The 15,941-nt window shown below is 70.3% G+C and carries 16 protein-coding genes and 1 pseudogene; 6 read left to right on the forward strand and 11 right to left on the reverse strand.

Going from position 1 to position 15,941, the window contains the following annotated elements:
• Positions 1-5: 5 nt before the first annotated feature.
• Both QLQ12_RS14885 and QLQ12_RS14890 read right to left on the reverse strand, forming a co-directional pair.
• Complete coding sequence (locus QLQ12_RS14885) at positions 6-251, reverse strand: glutaredoxin family protein (protein ID WP_282760313.1); 246 nt, start codon at positions 249-251, stop codon at positions 6-8.
• Positions 248-1,723 (reverse strand): class I adenylate-forming enzyme family protein, encoded by a 1,476-nt coding sequence (locus QLQ12_RS14890; protein WP_282760314.1) that lies wholly within the window; start codon positions 1,721-1,723, stop codon positions 248-250. Before QLQ12_RS14890 ends, QLQ12_RS14885 begins: the two co-directional genes overlap by 4 nt.
• A 378-nt stretch (positions 1,724-2,101) precedes the next feature.
• Here QLQ12_RS14890 and QLQ12_RS14895 point away from each other — a divergent pair, with 378 nt between their 5' ends.
• Positions 2,102-3,145 (forward strand): ECF subfamily RNA polymerase sigma factor, BldN family, encoded by a 1,044-nt coding sequence (locus tag QLQ12_RS14895; RefSeq protein WP_407651483.1) that lies wholly within the window; start codon positions 2,102-2,104, stop codon positions 3,143-3,145.
• A 175-nt stretch (positions 3,146-3,320) separates the two neighbouring features.
• A pseudogene (locus tag QLQ12_RS14900) lies at positions 3,321-4,178 on the forward strand (DUF5667 domain-containing protein); the annotation flags it as partial.
• 396 nt (positions 4,179-4,574) lie between these two features.
• On the opposite strand, the gene QLQ12_RS14905 reads toward QLQ12_RS14900, so the two are convergent.
• From QLQ12_RS14905 to QLQ12_RS14925, 5 genes are all read right to left on the reverse strand, one after another.
• Positions 4,575-5,567: a lysophospholipid acyltransferase family protein gene (locus QLQ12_RS14905; RefSeq protein ID WP_282760316.1), complete on the reverse strand. Its 993-nt coding sequence runs from the start codon at positions 5,565-5,567 to the stop codon at positions 4,575-4,577.
• Positions 5,564-6,643 (reverse strand): NAD-dependent epimerase/dehydratase family protein, encoded by a 1,080-nt coding sequence (locus QLQ12_RS14910; RefSeq protein ID WP_282760318.1) that lies wholly within the window; start codon positions 6,641-6,643, stop codon positions 5,564-5,566. Before QLQ12_RS14910 ends, QLQ12_RS14905 begins: the two co-directional genes overlap by 4 nt.
• A 76-nt stretch (positions 6,644-6,719) precedes the next feature.
• Positions 6,720-6,821: a 30S ribosomal protein bS22 gene (locus tag QLQ12_RS14915; RefSeq protein WP_007465623.1), complete on the reverse strand. Its 102-nt coding sequence runs from the start codon at positions 6,819-6,821 to the stop codon at positions 6,720-6,722.
• Positions 6,822-6,996: 175 nt separating this feature from the next.
• Positions 6,997-7,209 carry a helix-turn-helix domain-containing protein gene (locus QLQ12_RS14920; RefSeq protein WP_282760329.1) on the reverse strand — a complete coding sequence of 71 codons (213 nt, stop codon included), beginning with the start codon at positions 7,207-7,209 and terminating at the stop codon, positions 6,997-6,999.
• A gap of 181 nt (positions 7,210-7,390) precedes the next feature.
• Positions 7,391-8,311, reverse strand: a complete 921-nt coding sequence (locus tag QLQ12_RS14925; RefSeq protein WP_282760331.1) for a proline dehydrogenase family protein — start codon at positions 8,309-8,311, stop codon at positions 7,391-7,393.
• A gap of 122 nt (positions 8,312-8,433) precedes the next feature.
• Between QLQ12_RS14925 and QLQ12_RS14930 the strand changes: the two genes are divergently transcribed.
• A complete protein-coding gene (locus QLQ12_RS14930; RefSeq protein WP_282760333.1) occupies positions 8,434-8,973 on the forward strand; it encodes a CGNR zinc finger domain-containing protein in 540 nt (179 codons plus the stop codon).
• A gap of 39 nt (positions 8,974-9,012) precedes the next feature.
• Here the strand turns inward: QLQ12_RS14930 and QLQ12_RS14935 are convergent, their stop codons facing one another.
• Entirely contained in the window at positions 9,013-9,846 is an 834-nt protein-coding gene (locus QLQ12_RS14935; RefSeq protein WP_282760335.1) for a sugar phosphate isomerase/epimerase family protein, read from the reverse strand.
• Between the two features lie 85 nt (positions 9,847-9,931).
• Here QLQ12_RS14935 and QLQ12_RS14940 point away from each other — a divergent pair, with 85 nt between their 5' ends.
• On the forward strand, positions 9,932-10,765 hold the full coding sequence (locus QLQ12_RS14940; protein ID WP_282760337.1) for a hypothetical protein: 834 nt from the start codon (positions 9,932-9,934) through the stop codon (positions 10,763-10,765).
• Between the two features lie 105 nt (positions 10,766-10,870).
• Here QLQ12_RS14940 and QLQ12_RS14945 read toward each other — a convergent pair whose 3' ends face one another.
• Positions 10,871-11,554 carry a response regulator transcription factor gene (locus QLQ12_RS14945; RefSeq protein ID WP_282760339.1) on the reverse strand — a complete coding sequence of 228 codons (684 nt, stop codon included), beginning with the start codon at positions 11,552-11,554 and terminating at the stop codon, positions 10,871-10,873.
• 29 nt (positions 11,555-11,583) lie between these two features.
• On the reverse strand, positions 11,584-12,864 hold the full coding sequence (locus QLQ12_RS14950; RefSeq protein ID WP_407651484.1) for a sensor histidine kinase: 1,281 nt from the start codon (positions 12,862-12,864) through the stop codon (positions 11,584-11,586).
• A 184-nt stretch (positions 12,865-13,048) separates the two neighbouring features.
• On the opposite strand from QLQ12_RS14950, the gene phoU reads away from it, so the two are divergent.
• On the forward strand, positions 13,049-13,714 hold the full coding sequence (gene phoU / locus QLQ12_RS14955) for a phosphate signaling complex protein PhoU (protein ID WP_282760341.1): 666 nt from the start codon (positions 13,049-13,051) through the stop codon (positions 13,712-13,714).
• A gap of 81 nt (positions 13,715-13,795) precedes the next feature.
• Here phoU and QLQ12_RS14960 read toward each other — a convergent pair whose 3' ends face one another.
• Positions 13,796-14,545, reverse strand: a complete 750-nt coding sequence (locus QLQ12_RS14960) for a phosphoglyceromutase (protein ID WP_282760342.1) — start codon at positions 14,543-14,545, stop codon at positions 13,796-13,798.
• Between the two features lie 138 nt (positions 14,546-14,683).
• On the opposite strand from QLQ12_RS14960, the gene QLQ12_RS14965 reads away from it, so the two are divergent.
• Positions 14,684-15,922, forward strand: coding sequence for an MDR family MFS transporter (locus tag QLQ12_RS14965; RefSeq protein WP_282760344.1), 1,239 nt, complete (start codon positions 14,684-14,686; stop codon positions 15,920-15,922).
• The last annotated feature ends 19 nt before the right edge of the window (positions 15,923-15,941 follow it).

Genomic DNA, 15,941 nt, shown 5'->3' on the forward strand with positions numbered 1-15,941 from the left:
AGAAACTACAGGCGGGGCTCACCCGGTTGTCGAGCCAAATCCCGCAGCAGCCGGTCCTCCTCGATCCGCCAGTAGCCGTGCTCCTTGCCGTCCAGCAGCACCACCGGCACCCGGTCGCCGTAGTCGCGTTCCAGCTCGATCGACGAGTCCACGTCGACCCGGGCCCACTGTCCCGGCGCGATCCGGTCCAGCGTCCGCTCGGCCACCTCGCACAGGTGACATCCGTCCCGGCTGATCAGGGTCAGTCTCACAGGTCCCTCTTCCGTACCTTGCCGATCGCCGTCCGCGGCAGTTCGGCCACCAACTCGACGCCCGGCAGCTTGAACCGGGCCAGCCGGGCCGCGCAGTGCACCTGCAACTCGGTCGCGCTGGGCGGCGGATCGCCGGAGACCACCACGTACGCGTGCGGGCGCTGGCCGGTCTCGGTGTCCGGCACGCCGACCACGGCGGCCGCCGTCACCCGTGGATGCGCCGCCAGCACCCGCTCGATCTCGGCCGGGTAGACGTTGAAGCCGTTCACCAGGATCAGCTCGCCGATCCGGTCGACCAGCACTAGGTCGCCGTCGCCGTCGGCGTACGCGATGTCGCCGGTGGGCCACCAGCCGTCCGGGCCGGGGCCGTCACGGCCGTCCGGCCAGTAACCGGAGAACACGTTCGCCCCGCGCACCACGATCTCGCCCGGATCGGTGCCGGCGGACTCCGCCACCTCGAGGCCCTCATCGACCGAGGCGGTGCCGTCCCGCCACAATTCGGCGCCGGAGACGGTGCGCAGCAGCAGCTCGACACCGGGCAGCGGGCGGCCGATCGAGCCGCTCTTGTCCCGGTCGCTGACGGCGGTCGTGGTCAGCACCGGGGCGGTTTCGGTCAGGCCGTACCCGATGAGGATGGCCCGGCCGGTCAGGGCGCGGTAGCGCGCGGCGACACCGCCGTCCAGCGGCGCCGCGCCGCACACCGCGGTCCGCACGCCGGCCAGCGCCGCGCCGGCCTCCGGGAGCGCGGTCCACGCCTGGTACATCCCGGGCACCCCGACCGTGACGGTCACCGCGTGCCGGGTGATTATTTCCAGACTCTCCACCGGGTCGAAGCGCTCGACCAGCACCCCGGTCGCCGCGTGGTGCGCCACGCTGCCGAGCCCGGTGTTCAAGCCGTAGGCGTGGAAGAACGGCACCGCCAGCAGCACGACGTCGTCCGGCCCGACCACCGCCGGCTCGATGCGGTCCAACTGGTCGTGGTTGGCGGCGAGGGCGGCGTGGGTGAGCATCGCGCCCTTCGGGCGCCCGCTCGTCCCCGAGGTGTAGAGCAGAACGGCGAGATCATCATTCTTCGGTACGCCGTGGGCGTGCCCGCCGTCCGCAAGAGGCGCGCCGGTCGCCTCCGGGGACGGGCGGCCCTCCGCGGGCAACGGGCCGTCGACGGTCAGAGCCGCACCGGAGTCGGCGATCGCGAACTCCCGCTCGTCGGCGGTGTAGCCCGGGTTGAGCGGCACCGCCACCCGGCCGGCGCGGAGCACCCCGAAGTAGACGGCGGCGAAGTCGGCCGTGTTGCCGAGCAGCAGCGCGACCCGGTCGCCGGGCGCGGTGCGCGAGGCGATCCAGCGGGCCGCCGCGGACACTCGCGCGTCCAGTTCCGCCCAGGTGACGGATGCGTCCCCGGCGATCAGCGCGGGCCGGCCGGGACGGCGTCGGGCGGCCTCGGCAACGGGGTCGCGCGCGGGTTCCTCCACGAGGCCCGAGTCTGGCACAAAGGCCCCTCCACCGGGACGCCGGACATCCGGTCCGTCCGGAATGCGGCTTGTTCCATCAACGTGACCTTGACGAGGGTTGCCGAGTTCGGCGCGATTCGCGGCTTTGCGCGCACCGCACACGGTGTGCGACTCCGCGTGTCCGAAGTCGGCAATACTTCCGCTCTTAGTAACGGAATCACACCAACGGGTGAGGGCGACCGGCTTTTCCGCGGGTTGTCCCACCCCTTTTGTTGTGAGTGACCACCCTCATCCCGAGGAGGCCGCTGTGCCCCACAAAGCACAAAATCACGGTGAATCTACGTCTGGCGGGACGGATTCGCTGTCATGGCAGCAGGCCCGCCGGGTTGAGGAGGCGCAGTGACTCATGTGTACGCCGAGGACCCGTACCACCGCGATGTCCTCGCGGCCCGCCACGCGCTCACCGAGGGGCTGAACGTTCTGCGCGATTCAGTGAACCATTTTCAACCTGGCATCGGCCTTGGAGTGTCCTGGATGATGACGGGCACCGGGCCGCAGCGCCCTCGCCACGTTGAAAAAAGTTCATTCGACGGCGTGATCGTCAACGCGATCCGTGGTGACAGCTCGAAGCAGACCGGCAGTCGCCGGACGCCCAACGGGCCCCCCGCGGTCGCGTCGCCGCAATCCGGCAACGGCAAGTTCAGCGGCGGCCGCGTGGGCGGACCCCGGACACCGTCTCAGCCCACCGCGGGCCAGCGGTCCAACATCGGCGAGGGTGAGACCGTCGCCGGCGACCACACCGTGGTCCTCCCGACGCAGAGCACCACCGGCCCCCCCACCGAGGCCACTCCACCGAAGGCCCGGCCCGACCGCGGTGATCCGGCCGCCGAGGTGTGGGCCCTCGTCGAGCGGGCCCAGGCCGGCGAGTCCGAGGCGTTCGGGCTGATCTACGACCGTTACGTCGACACCGTCTTCCGGTTCGTCTACTTCCGCGTCGGTAACCGGCAGCTCGCCGAGGACCTCACCTCGGACACCTTCCTGCGCGCTCTCAAGCGCATCGGCAGCTTCACCTGGCAGGGCCGTGACCTCGGCGCCTGGCTGGTGACGATCGCCCGGAACCTGGTCGCCGACCATTTCAAGTCCGGCCGGTACCGCCTGGAGGTGACCACCGGCGACGTGCTCGACGCCGACCGCGAGGACCGGGGCCCGGAGGGCAGCCCGGAGTCCGCGGTGGTCGACCACATCACCAACGTCGCTCTGCTCACCGCGGTCAAGCAGCTCAACCCGGAACAGCAGGAGTGCATCGTGCTCCGGTTCCTCCAGGGCTTCTCGGTGGCCGAGACCGCGCAGACCATGGGGAAGAACGAGGGAGCCATCAAGGCGCTGCAGTACCGGGCGGTGCGCGCGCTCAACCGGCTTCTGCCGGACGGGTTCCAATCTTGACCGGGCGTCCGCGGATGTCGATCTCCGATACCCGATGGCACCGTCGCACACCCGTAACCGGGGCCGCGTGTCGCGCGTTTGTCCGGATGCGACCCGGAACCGTGAACGACGGCACGGTCGCCGGCGTCGGCCCGCTGGCCGGCGAGACATTAACAAGCGAGGGGAGGTGCCCACGGTGAAGTTCGCGTTCCCGAACTCCCGGAGTGCCGAGCGCTTCGCGGAACTTATCGACGACACCGGCGGCACGCGTCGGCACCACAGCCGTGGTCAAGCCGACGAGGAGCTCAACCGACTGGTCGCCATCGGCAGCCGGCTCTCCGCGGCCCGGCCCGGCGCAACGGTCGAATCCGAGTTCCGCGTCGGCCTGCGCGCCATGCTGGTCGCCACAGCCGAGCGGGACGGCATCGGGCGGACCGCCGCCGAAGCCGATCCCGAGGTGATCGTCGAGGCCGCCGTCCGGCGCCCGCTGTTCGGCCGCCGGATACGTGCCCGTGGAGCCATCGTGATCGGCGTAGCCGCCGGCGCGATGGCCGTCTCCGGGATTTCCGCGGCTAGCGAGAGCGCATCACCGGGCGACGCCCTGTACAGCGTCAAACGCCAGACCGAACGAGCGCAGCTGGCGATCGCCGGTTCCGATGTGACGCGGGGGCAGCTGTCGCTGGACTTCGCGCGGACCCGGCTCTCCGAGGCTGTCTCGATGAAGGGCGACGAGCCCGAGTTCGCGCTGGTGCTGGACGACATGGACGCCGACACCCGCAAGGGGGTACGGCTGCTGACCACGTCGTCGGTGGCTCAGCGGGACACCAAACCGCTGGCCACACTGGACGGCTTCGTCACCGACCAGCGCAAGTCGTTCGCCCCGGCCATGGAGAAGCTGTCCACGGCCAACCGCGAGCGGGCCACCGTGTCGCTCGGCCTGCTGGAGGACGTCGCCCAACGCGCCGACGACCTGCGCACCGGGCTCGGCTGCGACAAGGTCACGCCGGCCGGTTCCGACGCGCTCGGGCCGAAACTGCGCGACTGCACGGCCGGATCCACCGGCGGCGGCGGGCCGGACGTGACGTCCAGCCAGGATCAGAACGACAAGACCGGGACCAGGCAGGGTGGGCAGACCACGACGCCGAAGCCGTCCAAATCGGGAGCCGCCGTGGATCCCGCGGTGACCGGGCAGGCGACCGTTCCGGGCAAGTCGGCCGGACCGGGTGTGGCACCGGCCGTCAGCGGCGGGGCGGCCACGCCGGCGTCCGGCGTGCCGGTCGGCCCGCTGGACAGTGGGCCGGCGAACGAAGAAGACGGTGTGCTGGGCGGCCTGCTCGGCGACCTCTTCTGACGGAACTGGCGAGGGGCGGTGCCGGAGCTCATCACTCCGGGGCCGCCCCTCAACCGTCACTATAGGACGGACCGGGCGAACCGTGCCAGAAGAATGGCATTACGGCCCGAACGGGTCGGGGCGCTTCTCCAGCAGCTCGTGCAAGGTCGCCTGGATGGTTTCGCGGACCTGGTCAGCCAGGTTGTAAACGACCAGAGGATCGTCCGCGAACTCCGTCAGATGCGCGGTGGGGATCGGCGGGCAGAACTGGATCAGCCACTTGCTCGGCAACGGCACCATGCCCAGCGGTCCCAGCCAGGGGAACGTCGGGGTGACCGGGAAGTAGGGCACACCGAGCAGCCGGGCCAGCGGTTTCAGGTCAGCCAGGATCGGATAGATCTCCTCGGCGCCGACGATCGCCACCGGGACGATCGGGGTGCCGGTGCGCAGAGCCGCCGAGACGAACCCGCCCCGGCCGAACCGCTGCAACTTGTAGCGGTCGGCGAACCGCTTCCCGATGCCCTTGAAGCCTTCCGGGAAGACTCCGACCAGCTGCCCCGAGTTCATCAGGCGCTCGGCGTCGGGGTTGCAGGCCACGGTGGCGCCGGCCGCACGAGCCAGCTCGCTCATCACCGGCATCCGGAAGACCAGGTCGGCGCCGAGCAGGCGCAGATGCCGCTGGCGGGGGTGCTTGTCGCGCAGCGCGACGGTGAGCATCAGAGCGTCGAGCGCGATCGTGCCGGAGTGGTTGCCGACCACCAGGCCGCTGCCGTCGGCCGGAACGTTCTCGATACCGAACACCTCGGTCCGGAACCAGTCCCGGTAGAGGAGCTTGAGCACCGGGTGGAAGAGCGCGTCGGCCAGTTCCGGGTCGAATCCGAACTCGTCCACCTCGTACGCCCCGGCCAGCCGCCGCCGGAGGAACGCCAGGCCGTCGGCGACCCGCCGGTCCCAGACGTCCAGGCCGTCGTCGGCCTCGGCGGGCGGTGCGGGCCGCGGGGCGGGTTTCTCCGGCACCGGCCGGCGCCCGTTGACCCGCTGCACCGGCGGCGGGCCGGGAAGCTGGAAGTCGGTGTGCCCGGGAAGCATGTCGCGGAACTCGTCCTGGCTCACGAGCGCTCACTTCCCGCCGGTGCGGGCTCGGCCGCTGCCCGGACCCGGCGGATGCCGTCCAGAATCGCGCTCTCGGCGGCGGCGAGCCGGTCGGCGGTCAGCGTCGAGCCGGCCACATGCGCCTGGATGAAGTCCTCGAAGGCGGCCACGGTGCTGCGCGGGGTGAAGCCGAACTCGTTGATCAACCGGGTGGTGTCCACCACCCGACCGTGCACGAAGAGGTCGATCTGGTCCATCCCGATCTGCTCGACACCGAGGTTCCGCAGCAGGGCCGCCCCGGCGGAGAGGGCCGACTCGGGCAGTGGCAGGGAGATCCGCCCGGCCCGGCGGACCGCCTGGGAGAGCATCAGGACACCGGAGCCGGCGACGTTGAACGTGCCCGGGTGATCCTCGGTGACCGAGCGGTGCAGGATCTCCAGCGCGTCGTCGGCGTGCACGAACTGGAGCCGGGCGTCGCGGCCGAGCACGGTGGGCACCACCGGCTGGGCGAAATAACGGGTCAACGACGTCTCGGCGGACGAGCTGATCATGGGGGCGAAGCGCAGGACGGTCGCCGCGACCTCGGGCCGGCGGCGGCGGAATCCGCGGACGTACCCCTCGATGTCGAGGATGTCGCGGGCGAACGAGCCACGCGGGACCGCACGGGGCTCGGTGTCCTCGGTGAAGACCGCGGGGTCGCGGAACGAGGCGCCGTAGGCGGCCGTGGAGGAGCGCACCACGAGCTTGCGCAGGCCGGGAGCGCCCTGGGCGGCGGCCAGCACCTGCATGGTGCCGATGACGTTCTGTTCCTTCATCGCCGCGCGGCCGCCGTGCTGGGCGTCGGGCACGCTGGTCATGGCCAGGTGGACGACGGCCTCGGCACCGAGGTCGGCGATGGCCTCGGTGGCGGCACGCGCGTCGGCCCGGATCCGCTCCACACCGTCGAGCAGGCCGAGAAGGCCTGCCGGCGGGTCATGCGGATCCAGACCGACCACACGGTCGATTCGAGGATCTGCGGCGAGGCGTGCGGCCACCCGAGCGCCGATATAACGGCTTACTCCGGTGACCACGACAACGCTGGGTGGTGAGGTCACCAAGGAGGCACCTTTCGATGCGCGGCCTCGAACATTAGGCAAGTGCCGTCACTGGCCGGGAGATGGTCCCGGCCGACGATCACTTGCCGAGACGGCGACGCTGGACGCGGGTCTTGCGCAGCAGCTTGCGGTGCTTCTTCTTCGCCATACGCTTGCGGCGCTTCTTGACCACGGAGCCCATACGAAAAGCCTCTCGAAACCATGTGAATGGAACCGGCGCGCCCCGAAAAGAGCGCGACCGGAAGCCGGACTGGGATGGGACCCGGAGTAACGGACGATCCGGGATCCAACCGGTCCAGCGTAGCGGCATGCCGCAGCGGGGCCAACACGGCCCCGTTCGTCAGGCGCCTGCTTCGTTAGGCACTGCGCGAGAACGCGCCGCGAAGATACTCGTGTACCGCGTGCTCAGGCACCCGGAAGGAGCGGCCGACCCGTACCGCGGTGAGGTCACCACCGTGCACGAGCCGGTAGACGGTCATCTTGGAAACCCGCATGAGCGCGGCCACCTCGGCCACCGTCAGGAACCGTACCTCCGAGAGTCGTTCCTCGGTCTGGGCTGGACCCGTCATCTCGTCGCACCGATCCTTTCGCAGGCACGATCCGCCGCGGCCGGAGGATCCCGGACGCCGCGGGGACCACGTGCGTGTCATCAGAACGGTATCGAGACGGCTGTGACCAACGCGATACGTTCCGTGAAATGCCCACAAAAAGTCAAGCGCGACACGCCGGTTCTGTGGCGATATGGACCCTTTACTTACGGGAAGCGACGGCTCGTGCCACGAAACCGGCGTGCGCCGGGCTGGCGGCGAGGCGGCGCATCAGATAGCCGTACCACTGATCGCCGTAAGGCAGGTAGATCCGCACCGTGTGGCCGCCGCCGGCCAGCCGGGCCTGCTCCTCCGGGCGCACGCCGTAAAGAAGCTGGAACTCGTACTCCCCGGTGGAGCGGTCGAACCAGCGGGCCCGGTCCTCGGTGATCGAGATCAGCCGAGGGTCGTGGGTCGCCACCATCGGGTACCCCTCCCCCGACATCAGGATGTTCAGGCAGCGCACGAACGACTTGTCCACGTCCAGCGCGGACTGGAACGCCACCGACTCGGGTTCCGAGTACGCCCCCTTGCAGAGCCGCACTCGCGACCCGGCCGTCGCCAGTTCCCGGCAGTCGCCCTCGGTCCGCCGCAGATGCGCCTGAAGCACCGCCCCCGTGGACGGATGGTCGCGCCGCAACTCGACGACGGCCTCCAGGGTCGCGTCGGTGGTGCTGTGGTCCTCGGCGTCCAGGGTCACCGTGGTGCCCGCCTCGGCCGCCGCGGCGCAGATCGCGTGGGCATGCTCGTACGCCAGCTTCTCGTCGATCGCCTGGCCGAGCGCCGAGAGCTTCACGCTGACCTCGACCGCCGGAGTCAGCCCGGCGTCACGCAGCCGGCCCAGCACCGCGAGGTACTCGTCGCGGACGGCCGTCGCCTGCTCCGCGGTGCGGGTCTCCGCGCCCAGATGATCGAGGCTGACGGCCAGGCCGTCGTCGGCCAGTTCGCGACTGACCCGCACAGCCTCCTCGGCACTGTGGCCGGCGACGAACCGCTGCACGATCCCCCTGCTGACAGGGGCGGACTCGACCAGTCGCCCGAGCCGGGCGGACCCGGCCGCGGCGAGAAACAGGGAACGGAGCATGGGCCGAGCGTAACGTCCGGGCCCCGGCCGGCACCCAGGGTGCGGGCGGGGTTCCCACTTACCAGACCCGATGGCGCAGCACATACGTGTCCCATCGGGCCGGGTGCCGCTACCGTTGTCGGGTGAACTTCGATGCGTACGCCCGGACGGCGATCGACCTCGTCAACGCCGGTCTGGACGATCTCGCCGGGCTGCGGGCACTGTTCTCCGGCGAGCAGGCATACATGCGCGACCAGGTCGCCGAGAAGGACCTGGTCCCGTTCCGCCGCGCCCAGCGCCGGCTGCGTGAGGTCTTCGAGTTCGGCACCTCCGGGCGCGACGCCGAGGCCGTGCACGAGCTGAACGGCCTCCTCGAGGCCTATCCGGTGCAGCCACGCATCTCCGGGCACGACGCCAGCGACTGGCACATGCACGTGACCAGCCGCGGCTCGTCGGTCAGCGCGGAATACCTCGCGGGCGCCGTCTGGGGTCTGTCCGTCTGGCTCTGCGAGTTCGGCAGCGCCCGTTTCGGCATCTGCGCCGACGAGCGGTGCGGCAACGTCTACCTGGACACGTCATCCAACAACTGCCGGCGCTTCTGCTCGGAGCGCTGCGCCACCCGGTCGCACGTGGCCGCGCACCGGGCCCGCAAACGGGCCGCCGAGAACCTCACCCCCGCGTGACCGCGGCGCGTTCCGCCCGCCGGCGCCGAGGCGCCGGCCTCAGGGCCGCAATGCCGCCGAGCCCGAGGCGAGGCCGTCGGACACGGTCGGCTCCAGGTGGCGCCGGGCGAATTCCAGCGCCTCCCGGAGGTCCGCCTCGCGTGCCGGGCGGCTCGCCGCTTTCCGGGTGGAGACCTCCAGCGCCACCGAGCCGGTGAACCCACGGCCGGCCAGCGACCGCAACAGCTCCGCGCATGGCTGGTTGCCACGGCCCGGGACCAGATGCTCGTCACGGCCCTCGCCCGTCCCGTCGCCGAGGTGCACGTGCCGCAGGCCGGGGCCCATCCGGTCGGCCAGCTCCAGAGCGTCGATCCGTGACGCGGCACAGTGCGACAGGTCCAGCGTGTACGCGTCGAAGCCGGTCTCGGTCGGATCCCACCCCGGGTTGTAAGGCACCACCCAGCGGCCGGCCATCTTGACCGGGAACATGTTCTCCACCGCGAAGGTCAGGTCGGGATGCCGGCCGCTGACCTTGGCCAGCCCCTCGGCGAAGTTGCGCGCGTAATCACCCTGCCAGCGGAACGGCGGGTGCACCACCACCGTCGGCGCGCCCAGGGACTCGGCGAGCTGAGCGGCCCGGCTGAGCCGTTCCCAGGGGTCGGAACTCCACACCCGCTGCGTCACCAGCAGGCAGGGGGCGTGGACCGAGAGAACCGGCACGCCGTAGTGGTCGGCCAGCCCCTTGAGGGCGCCGGTGTCCTGGCTGACGGCGTCGGTCCACACCATGACCTCAAGACCGTCGTAGCCCACCGTGGCCGCCATCTCGAACGCCGCCGCCGTCGGCTCCGGGAAGACCGAGGAGCTGGAGAGAAGCACGGGTACGCGGGAAGTCACGCCCTCCAGCGTAGCCGCGCTCCACCGGGACGGATATATCAGCTCTAAACGGTCATGATCCATCGGTACGCGTACGCTGACCCGGATGAGCCGCACGCAGCCACCCCGGGAAGTACCGCTCGACTTCCCTCGCGAGTGGATCGAGTTCCTCGACCCCGCCGACGAACAGCACCTGATCCGAGCCGACCTGACCTGGCTGCTCTCCCGCTGGACCTGCGTCTTCGGCTCCGCCTGCCACGGCATCCTGCCCGGCCGCGCCGAGGACGGCTGCTGCTCACACGGCGCCTTCTTCACCGACACCGACGACGAGAACCGGGTCCGGGCGGCGGCCGCCAAGCTCACCCCGCAGACCTGGCAGCACCACCGGCGCGGGTTCAAGAATTACACCGAGGTGGACTCGGTCGACGGAACCACACCCGCACGGCGTACGGCCACGCGCTCCGCCGACGGCCCCTGCGTCTTCCTGAACGAGGCCGATTTCGCGGGCGGCGGCGGGTGCGCCCTGCACGCTCAGGCCTTGCGTGACGGTGTGCACCCGCTCAAATACAAGCCGGACGTCTGCTGGCAGCTTCCGGTGCGCCGCGAGCAGGACTGGATCACCCGCCCCGACGGGACGAAACTGCTGCAGTCCACTTTGAGCGAGTTCGACCGGCGCGGCTGGGGGCCCGGCGGCCACGAACTCGCCTGGTGGTGCACCTCGTCGCCGGAGGCCCACGTCGGCACCGAGCCGATGTATGTCACCTACGCCCCGGAGCTGGCCGAGCTGGTCGGCGAGGCCGCTTACGAGAAACTGGCCGCCCTCTGCGCGGCGCGCGTCAAGACCGGCCTGGTGGCCGTGCACCCGGCCACCACGCTCGCCGCGGCACCGAAACGCCGTGGCGGCCGGGAGCCGGCCACTCCCCGCAAAAGCGCGGGTTGAGGGTGCCGGATGACCCGATCACGGGCGGGTCATCCGGCCCCCACATAGTCGCATGACTGGTAGTCGCTAAGCAAGAACGAGCCGGACGGTTGTCCGGCTCGCGGCCTAGGACTCGAACTTGTAACCCAGGCCGCGGACCGTGACGATGTAGCGCGGCGCGGAGGGCTCCGGCTCCACCTTGGAGCGCAGGCGCTTGACGTGCACATCGAGCGTCTTGGTGTCACCGACGTAGTCGGCGCCCCAGACACGGTCGATGAGCTGGCCACGGGTCAGCACCCGGCCGGCGTTGCGCAGCAGTAGTTCGAGCAGCTCGAACTCCTTCAGCGGGAGCTGAACGCTGGAGCCGTCGACGGTGACGACGTGACGCTCCACATCCATCCGGACCGGGCCGGCGGCCAGGGTCGGGGTGGTGACCTCGGCCGCCTCGGCGCCCTGGCGCCGGAGCACGGCACGGATGCGGGCGACGAGTTCGCGCGGCGAGTACGGCTTGGTGACGTAGTCGTCCGCTCCGATCTCCAGACCGACCACCTTGTCGATCTCGCTGTCACGGGCGGTGACCATGATGATCGGAACCGCCGAGCGCTGCCGCAACTGACGGCAGACCTCGGTGCCGGACATCTCAGGCAACATGAGGTCGAGAAGCACGATGTCGGCACCAGTCCGGTCGAACTGCGTCAGGGCGGAGGTTCCGGTCGCGGCGACCGAGACTTCGAAACCCTCCTTACGCAGCATGTACGACAGGGCGTCGGAGAACGACTCCTCGTCCTCGACCACGAGCACGCGGGCCAATGCAGTTCCTTCCGTCGTCGGTGACCGGGCTAGCGCCCGGCCACACCGGACTCGATCTCAATCGCCGTCGGTGACGACGAGGGGGACTCGGGGGGTCGCGCCGGTAGGCGCAGGGTGAACGTAGATCCATCGCCGAGTGAACTGGTCACGTCGACGCGGCCACCGTGATTGGTGGCGATGTGCTTGACGATGGCGAGGCCGAGGCCCGTGCCGCCGGTCGAGCGGGATCGAGCTTGATCGGCTCGGTAGAACCGTTCGAAGACCCGCTCGACGTCCTGGGGGGCGATGCCGATGCCCTCGTCGGTGACGTCGATCTCGATCCAGTCGTCGCTGTTGCGCATGGTGAGCGAGACTTTGGTGTCCTCACCCGAGTACGCGATCGCGTTCTCCACCAGGTTGGTGACCGCGGTGGCGATCTGGCTGTCGCTCCCGTAGGCCATGGTGCCCTTGGGACCTTCGTAGGTGATCTCGATGCCCTTGGCCGAGGAGGTCGTGCGGGTCCGGTCGATCACCTCGGCGATCACCCAGTCCAGCGAGACCGGTTCGGGGTGGGGCAGTGGCTCCGCGCCTTGGAGCCGGGTCAGTTCGAGCAACTCGTTCACGAGACGGCCCATCCGGGCGGACTCGTGATGGATTCGCTCGGCGAAGCGGCGCGCCGCCATCAGGTCCTCGGACTGGGCCTCGGGAGCCGTGTCGGGGAGCTGGGTGGCGTCGAGCAGCGCCTCGGCCAGGAGCTGGAGGGCTCCGATGGGCGTCTTGAGCTCGTGGCTGACGTTGGCCACGAAGTCACGGCGAACCCGGGCGAGGCGGTGCGACTCGGTCACGTCGGCGGCCTCGACGGCGACGTGGGTGGAATTCAGCGCGACCGCACGCAGGTGCAGTCCGAGCGGGGCGTGCCCGCCGCCGGCGCGACCGCGGGGCAGGTCGAGCTCGACCTCCCGCCGGACGCCGGTGCGCCGCACCTGGCCGGCGAGGGTCCGCAGGATCGGATGCGCGGCGATGGTGCCGGGCGCTCCGCCGGAACGCAGCAGTCCCATCGCCCGCGCCGCTGGATTGACCAGCACGGGATGGTCGTCGGCGTCCAGGACGACGACACCCACCCGTAGCGAGTCGAGGCTCTTGCGGCCGAGCCCCTTGAGGCCGTGCTTGTTTGCCGGGCGATCGTCGTCCGGTTCGATGTCGGCTCTCCCCTCCGGTGCCCCGTCCCGGGCCGGTGCGCCCGGTCGGCGTATCCGGGCAAGGGCGAGTCCCGCTCCCACACCGACGGCGAGCGCGGCTGAAACCATGCCGACGGCGTATTCCCACTCCACGCTGCGATCGTAGGGTCATTGTTTACCTGAGCTACAGGGCCATTACGGCAAATCGGGCGCACGTCGAATAATGTTCACCACTAGGCCCGGCGTCGTTCACCGGTGTTCATGTTGAGGCAGCCCCACACCCCTAGCGTGGGCGGCAGACACCCGGCCGCCGCCACCGAAAGAGGGACTTGAGAACATGCGCGAGGAGTACCAGGCCGATCTGGTCGAGGTGAGCCGCCTGCTGGTGACCATGGCGGAGTCGGTTCGCGCCGCACTGCGCAAGGCGACGTCGGCGCTGCTGACCGCCGATCTGGAGTCCGCTCAGGCCGTGATCCAGCGCGACGCCGAGGTCGACGCCATCTACGAGCAGGTCGAGGTGAAGGTGGCCGACACCATCGCCCGGCAGGCTCCGGTCGCGTCCGACCTGCGGCGGGTCATCACCGCCCTGCACATCGCCGCCGACCTGGAGCGGATGGGCGACCTGGCCGAGCACGTGGCGAAGACCGCGGCCCGGCGGCACCCGTCCCCGGCGGTCCCGGCCGAGCTGCGCCCGACCTTCAAGGGCATGGCCGAGGTCGCCGACGAGATGGCCGAGAAGATCACCACCCTGCTCGGCAAGCCGAACGCTGAGATGGCCGCTCAGCTCGAGAAGGACGACGACGCGATCGACGACCTCGAGCGCAAGCTGTTCAAGATCATGCTGGCCGACGACTGGCCGTACGGCGCGGAGACGGCGATCGACGGGGCCCTGCTGGGCCGCTTCTACGAGCGGTACGCCGACCACGCTGTCAACATCGGCGAGCACTTGATCTACCTGATCACCGGAGAAACGGCCGGTCAGGCTCAGGTCACCCAGAACTGATCAGATCCGGGGGCGCGCGGGAGCGCCCACCCCCGGGATCCGGGGGCCGGGGCACCACGGGGGTGTCCCGGCCTCTGTCTCTTACTTGCGGCCCTGGTTGGCTACGGCGGCGGCGGCCTCTTCGGCGGCCTTCGGGTCGAGGTAGGTGCCGCCGGAGTTGGTCGGGCGCAGGTTCTCGTCGAGGTCGTAGCGCAGCGGGATGCCGGTGGGGATGTTCAGCTTGGCGATCGCCTCGTCGGAGATGTCGTCGAGGTGCTTGACGATGGCGCGCAGCGAGTTGCCGTGCGCCGCGACCAGCACGGTCTTGCCGGCGCGCAGGTCGGGGACGATCGCGTCGTACCAGTAGGGCAGCGCACGCAGGAGCACGTCCTTCAGGCACTCGGCCCGCGGCAGGATCTCCGGGGCCAGGTCCGCGTAGCGCGCGTCGCCGAACTGGGAGAACTCGGAGCCGTCCTCGATGGGGGGCGGCGGGACGTCGTACGACCGGCGCCAGAGCATGAACTGCTCCTCGCCGTACGTCTCCAGGGTCTGCTTCTTGTCCTTGCCCTGCAGGGCGCCGTAGTGGCGCTCGTTGAGGCGCCAGTGGCGCTTCACTTCGATCCAGTGCCGGTCGGTGATGTGCAGCGCGATCTCGCTGGTCCGGATCGCGCGGCGCAGAAGGCTGGTGTGCACCACGTCGGGCAGCACCCCCTGCTCCTTGAGAAGCTCGCCACCACGCCTGGCCTCGTCCTCGCCCTTGGCGTCCAGGTCCACGTCGACCCAGCCGGTGAAGAGGTTCTTGGCGTTCCACTCGCTGTTGCCGTGCCGCAGCAGCACCAGGGTTCCAGTCATGAACACATCTTCCCCCGAGGCCCGCCGCCCTGTACGGGCCACCCGGCACGTGTCCGCCACCACACCGGAATCCGGTTGCGCCACCCGCGCGAATGTAAGGGAATAGTCCTCGGCCGCTACTTACCGCAGGAGGCGTCGGTGCGAGGTTGGTTACGGCGGGCCGCGGGCGGGCTTCCCCGGCAGTTCTGGTTCCTGTGGACAGGCACCCTGATCAACCGGGTCGGCGGGTTCGCGGTGTTGTTCCTCAGCATCTACCTGACCGCGGAGCGGGGCTTCTCGCAGAGCATGGCCGGCCTGATCCTCGGCATTTACGGCGTCGGCGGCGCGATCGGCGCGGTGGGCGGCGGTGTCCTGGCCGACCGCTGGGGCCGGCGGCCGACCATGCTGACCGCCCAGTTCGGCGCCGCCGCTCTGATGCTCGCTCTCGGCCTGGCCCAGACCTACGCCCAGATCGCGGTGGCGACGTTCCTGCTCGGCCTCTTCGCCGAGGCGGTCCGGCCGGCGTTCTCGGCGATGATGGTCGACATCGTCCCGGAGCATGACCGGGTCCGGGCGTTCTCGCTGAACTACTGGGCGATCAACCTCGGCTTCGCCTGCGCGGCGATCATCGCGGGTTTCGCCGCCAGCATCGACTATCTGCTGCTCTTCGTCGGCGACGCGGCCACCACGCTGATCACCGCCATCATCACGGCGATCTTCCTGGCCGAGACCCGGCCGGCGGCCCGGTCCTCGCGCAGAGCGGCCGGCCCCGGCCTGGGCGCCGCGCTGAAGGACCGTGTCTTCGGCGTCTATCTGCTGCTCACTCTGATCTCCGTGCTGGTGATTCTGCAGCACCTCTCGACGCTGCCGATCAGCATGCTGGCCGACGGTCACTCGGCCGCCACCTACGGCGCGATCATCGCGGTCAACGGCGTGCTGATCCTCTCCGGCCAGCTCTTCGTCCCGAAGCTGATCGAGGGCCGGGACAGCGCGAAGGTCCTGGCGGTCGCGTCCGTGCTGGTCGGTTCCGGTTTCGGGCTGGTCGCCCTCGCCGAAACCCCGCTGGTGTACGCGCTGACCGTGATCATCTGGACGCTCGGCGAGATGCTCCAGTCCCCCAGCAACGCGGCCACCGTGGCGGCGCTCTCCCCGCCCGAGTTGCGTGGCCGTTACCAGGGCCTGAGCTCGCTGTCCTGGTCCGCCGGCAGCGCGCTCGCCCCGATCATCGGCGGGCTGGTCCTGCAGAAGGCCGGCGACGTGGTCCTCTGGGGCGGCTGCTTCGCCCTGTGCGTCCTGGTCGCGGTGGGCCATCTGATGGCCGGTCCGGCACGCGCCCGGCGGGCCGCACGGGTGCGGGCCCGGGAGATCGAAGAGGCGCTCGCGGCGGCCGCCGTCTGATATCGGCGCCGATCGCGGG

It is taken from the genome of Actinoplanes sandaracinus (assembly GCF_030009775.1).
Classification (GTDB): Bacteria; Actinomycetota; Actinomycetes; order Mycobacteriales; family Micromonosporaceae; genus Actinoplanes; species Actinoplanes sandaracinus.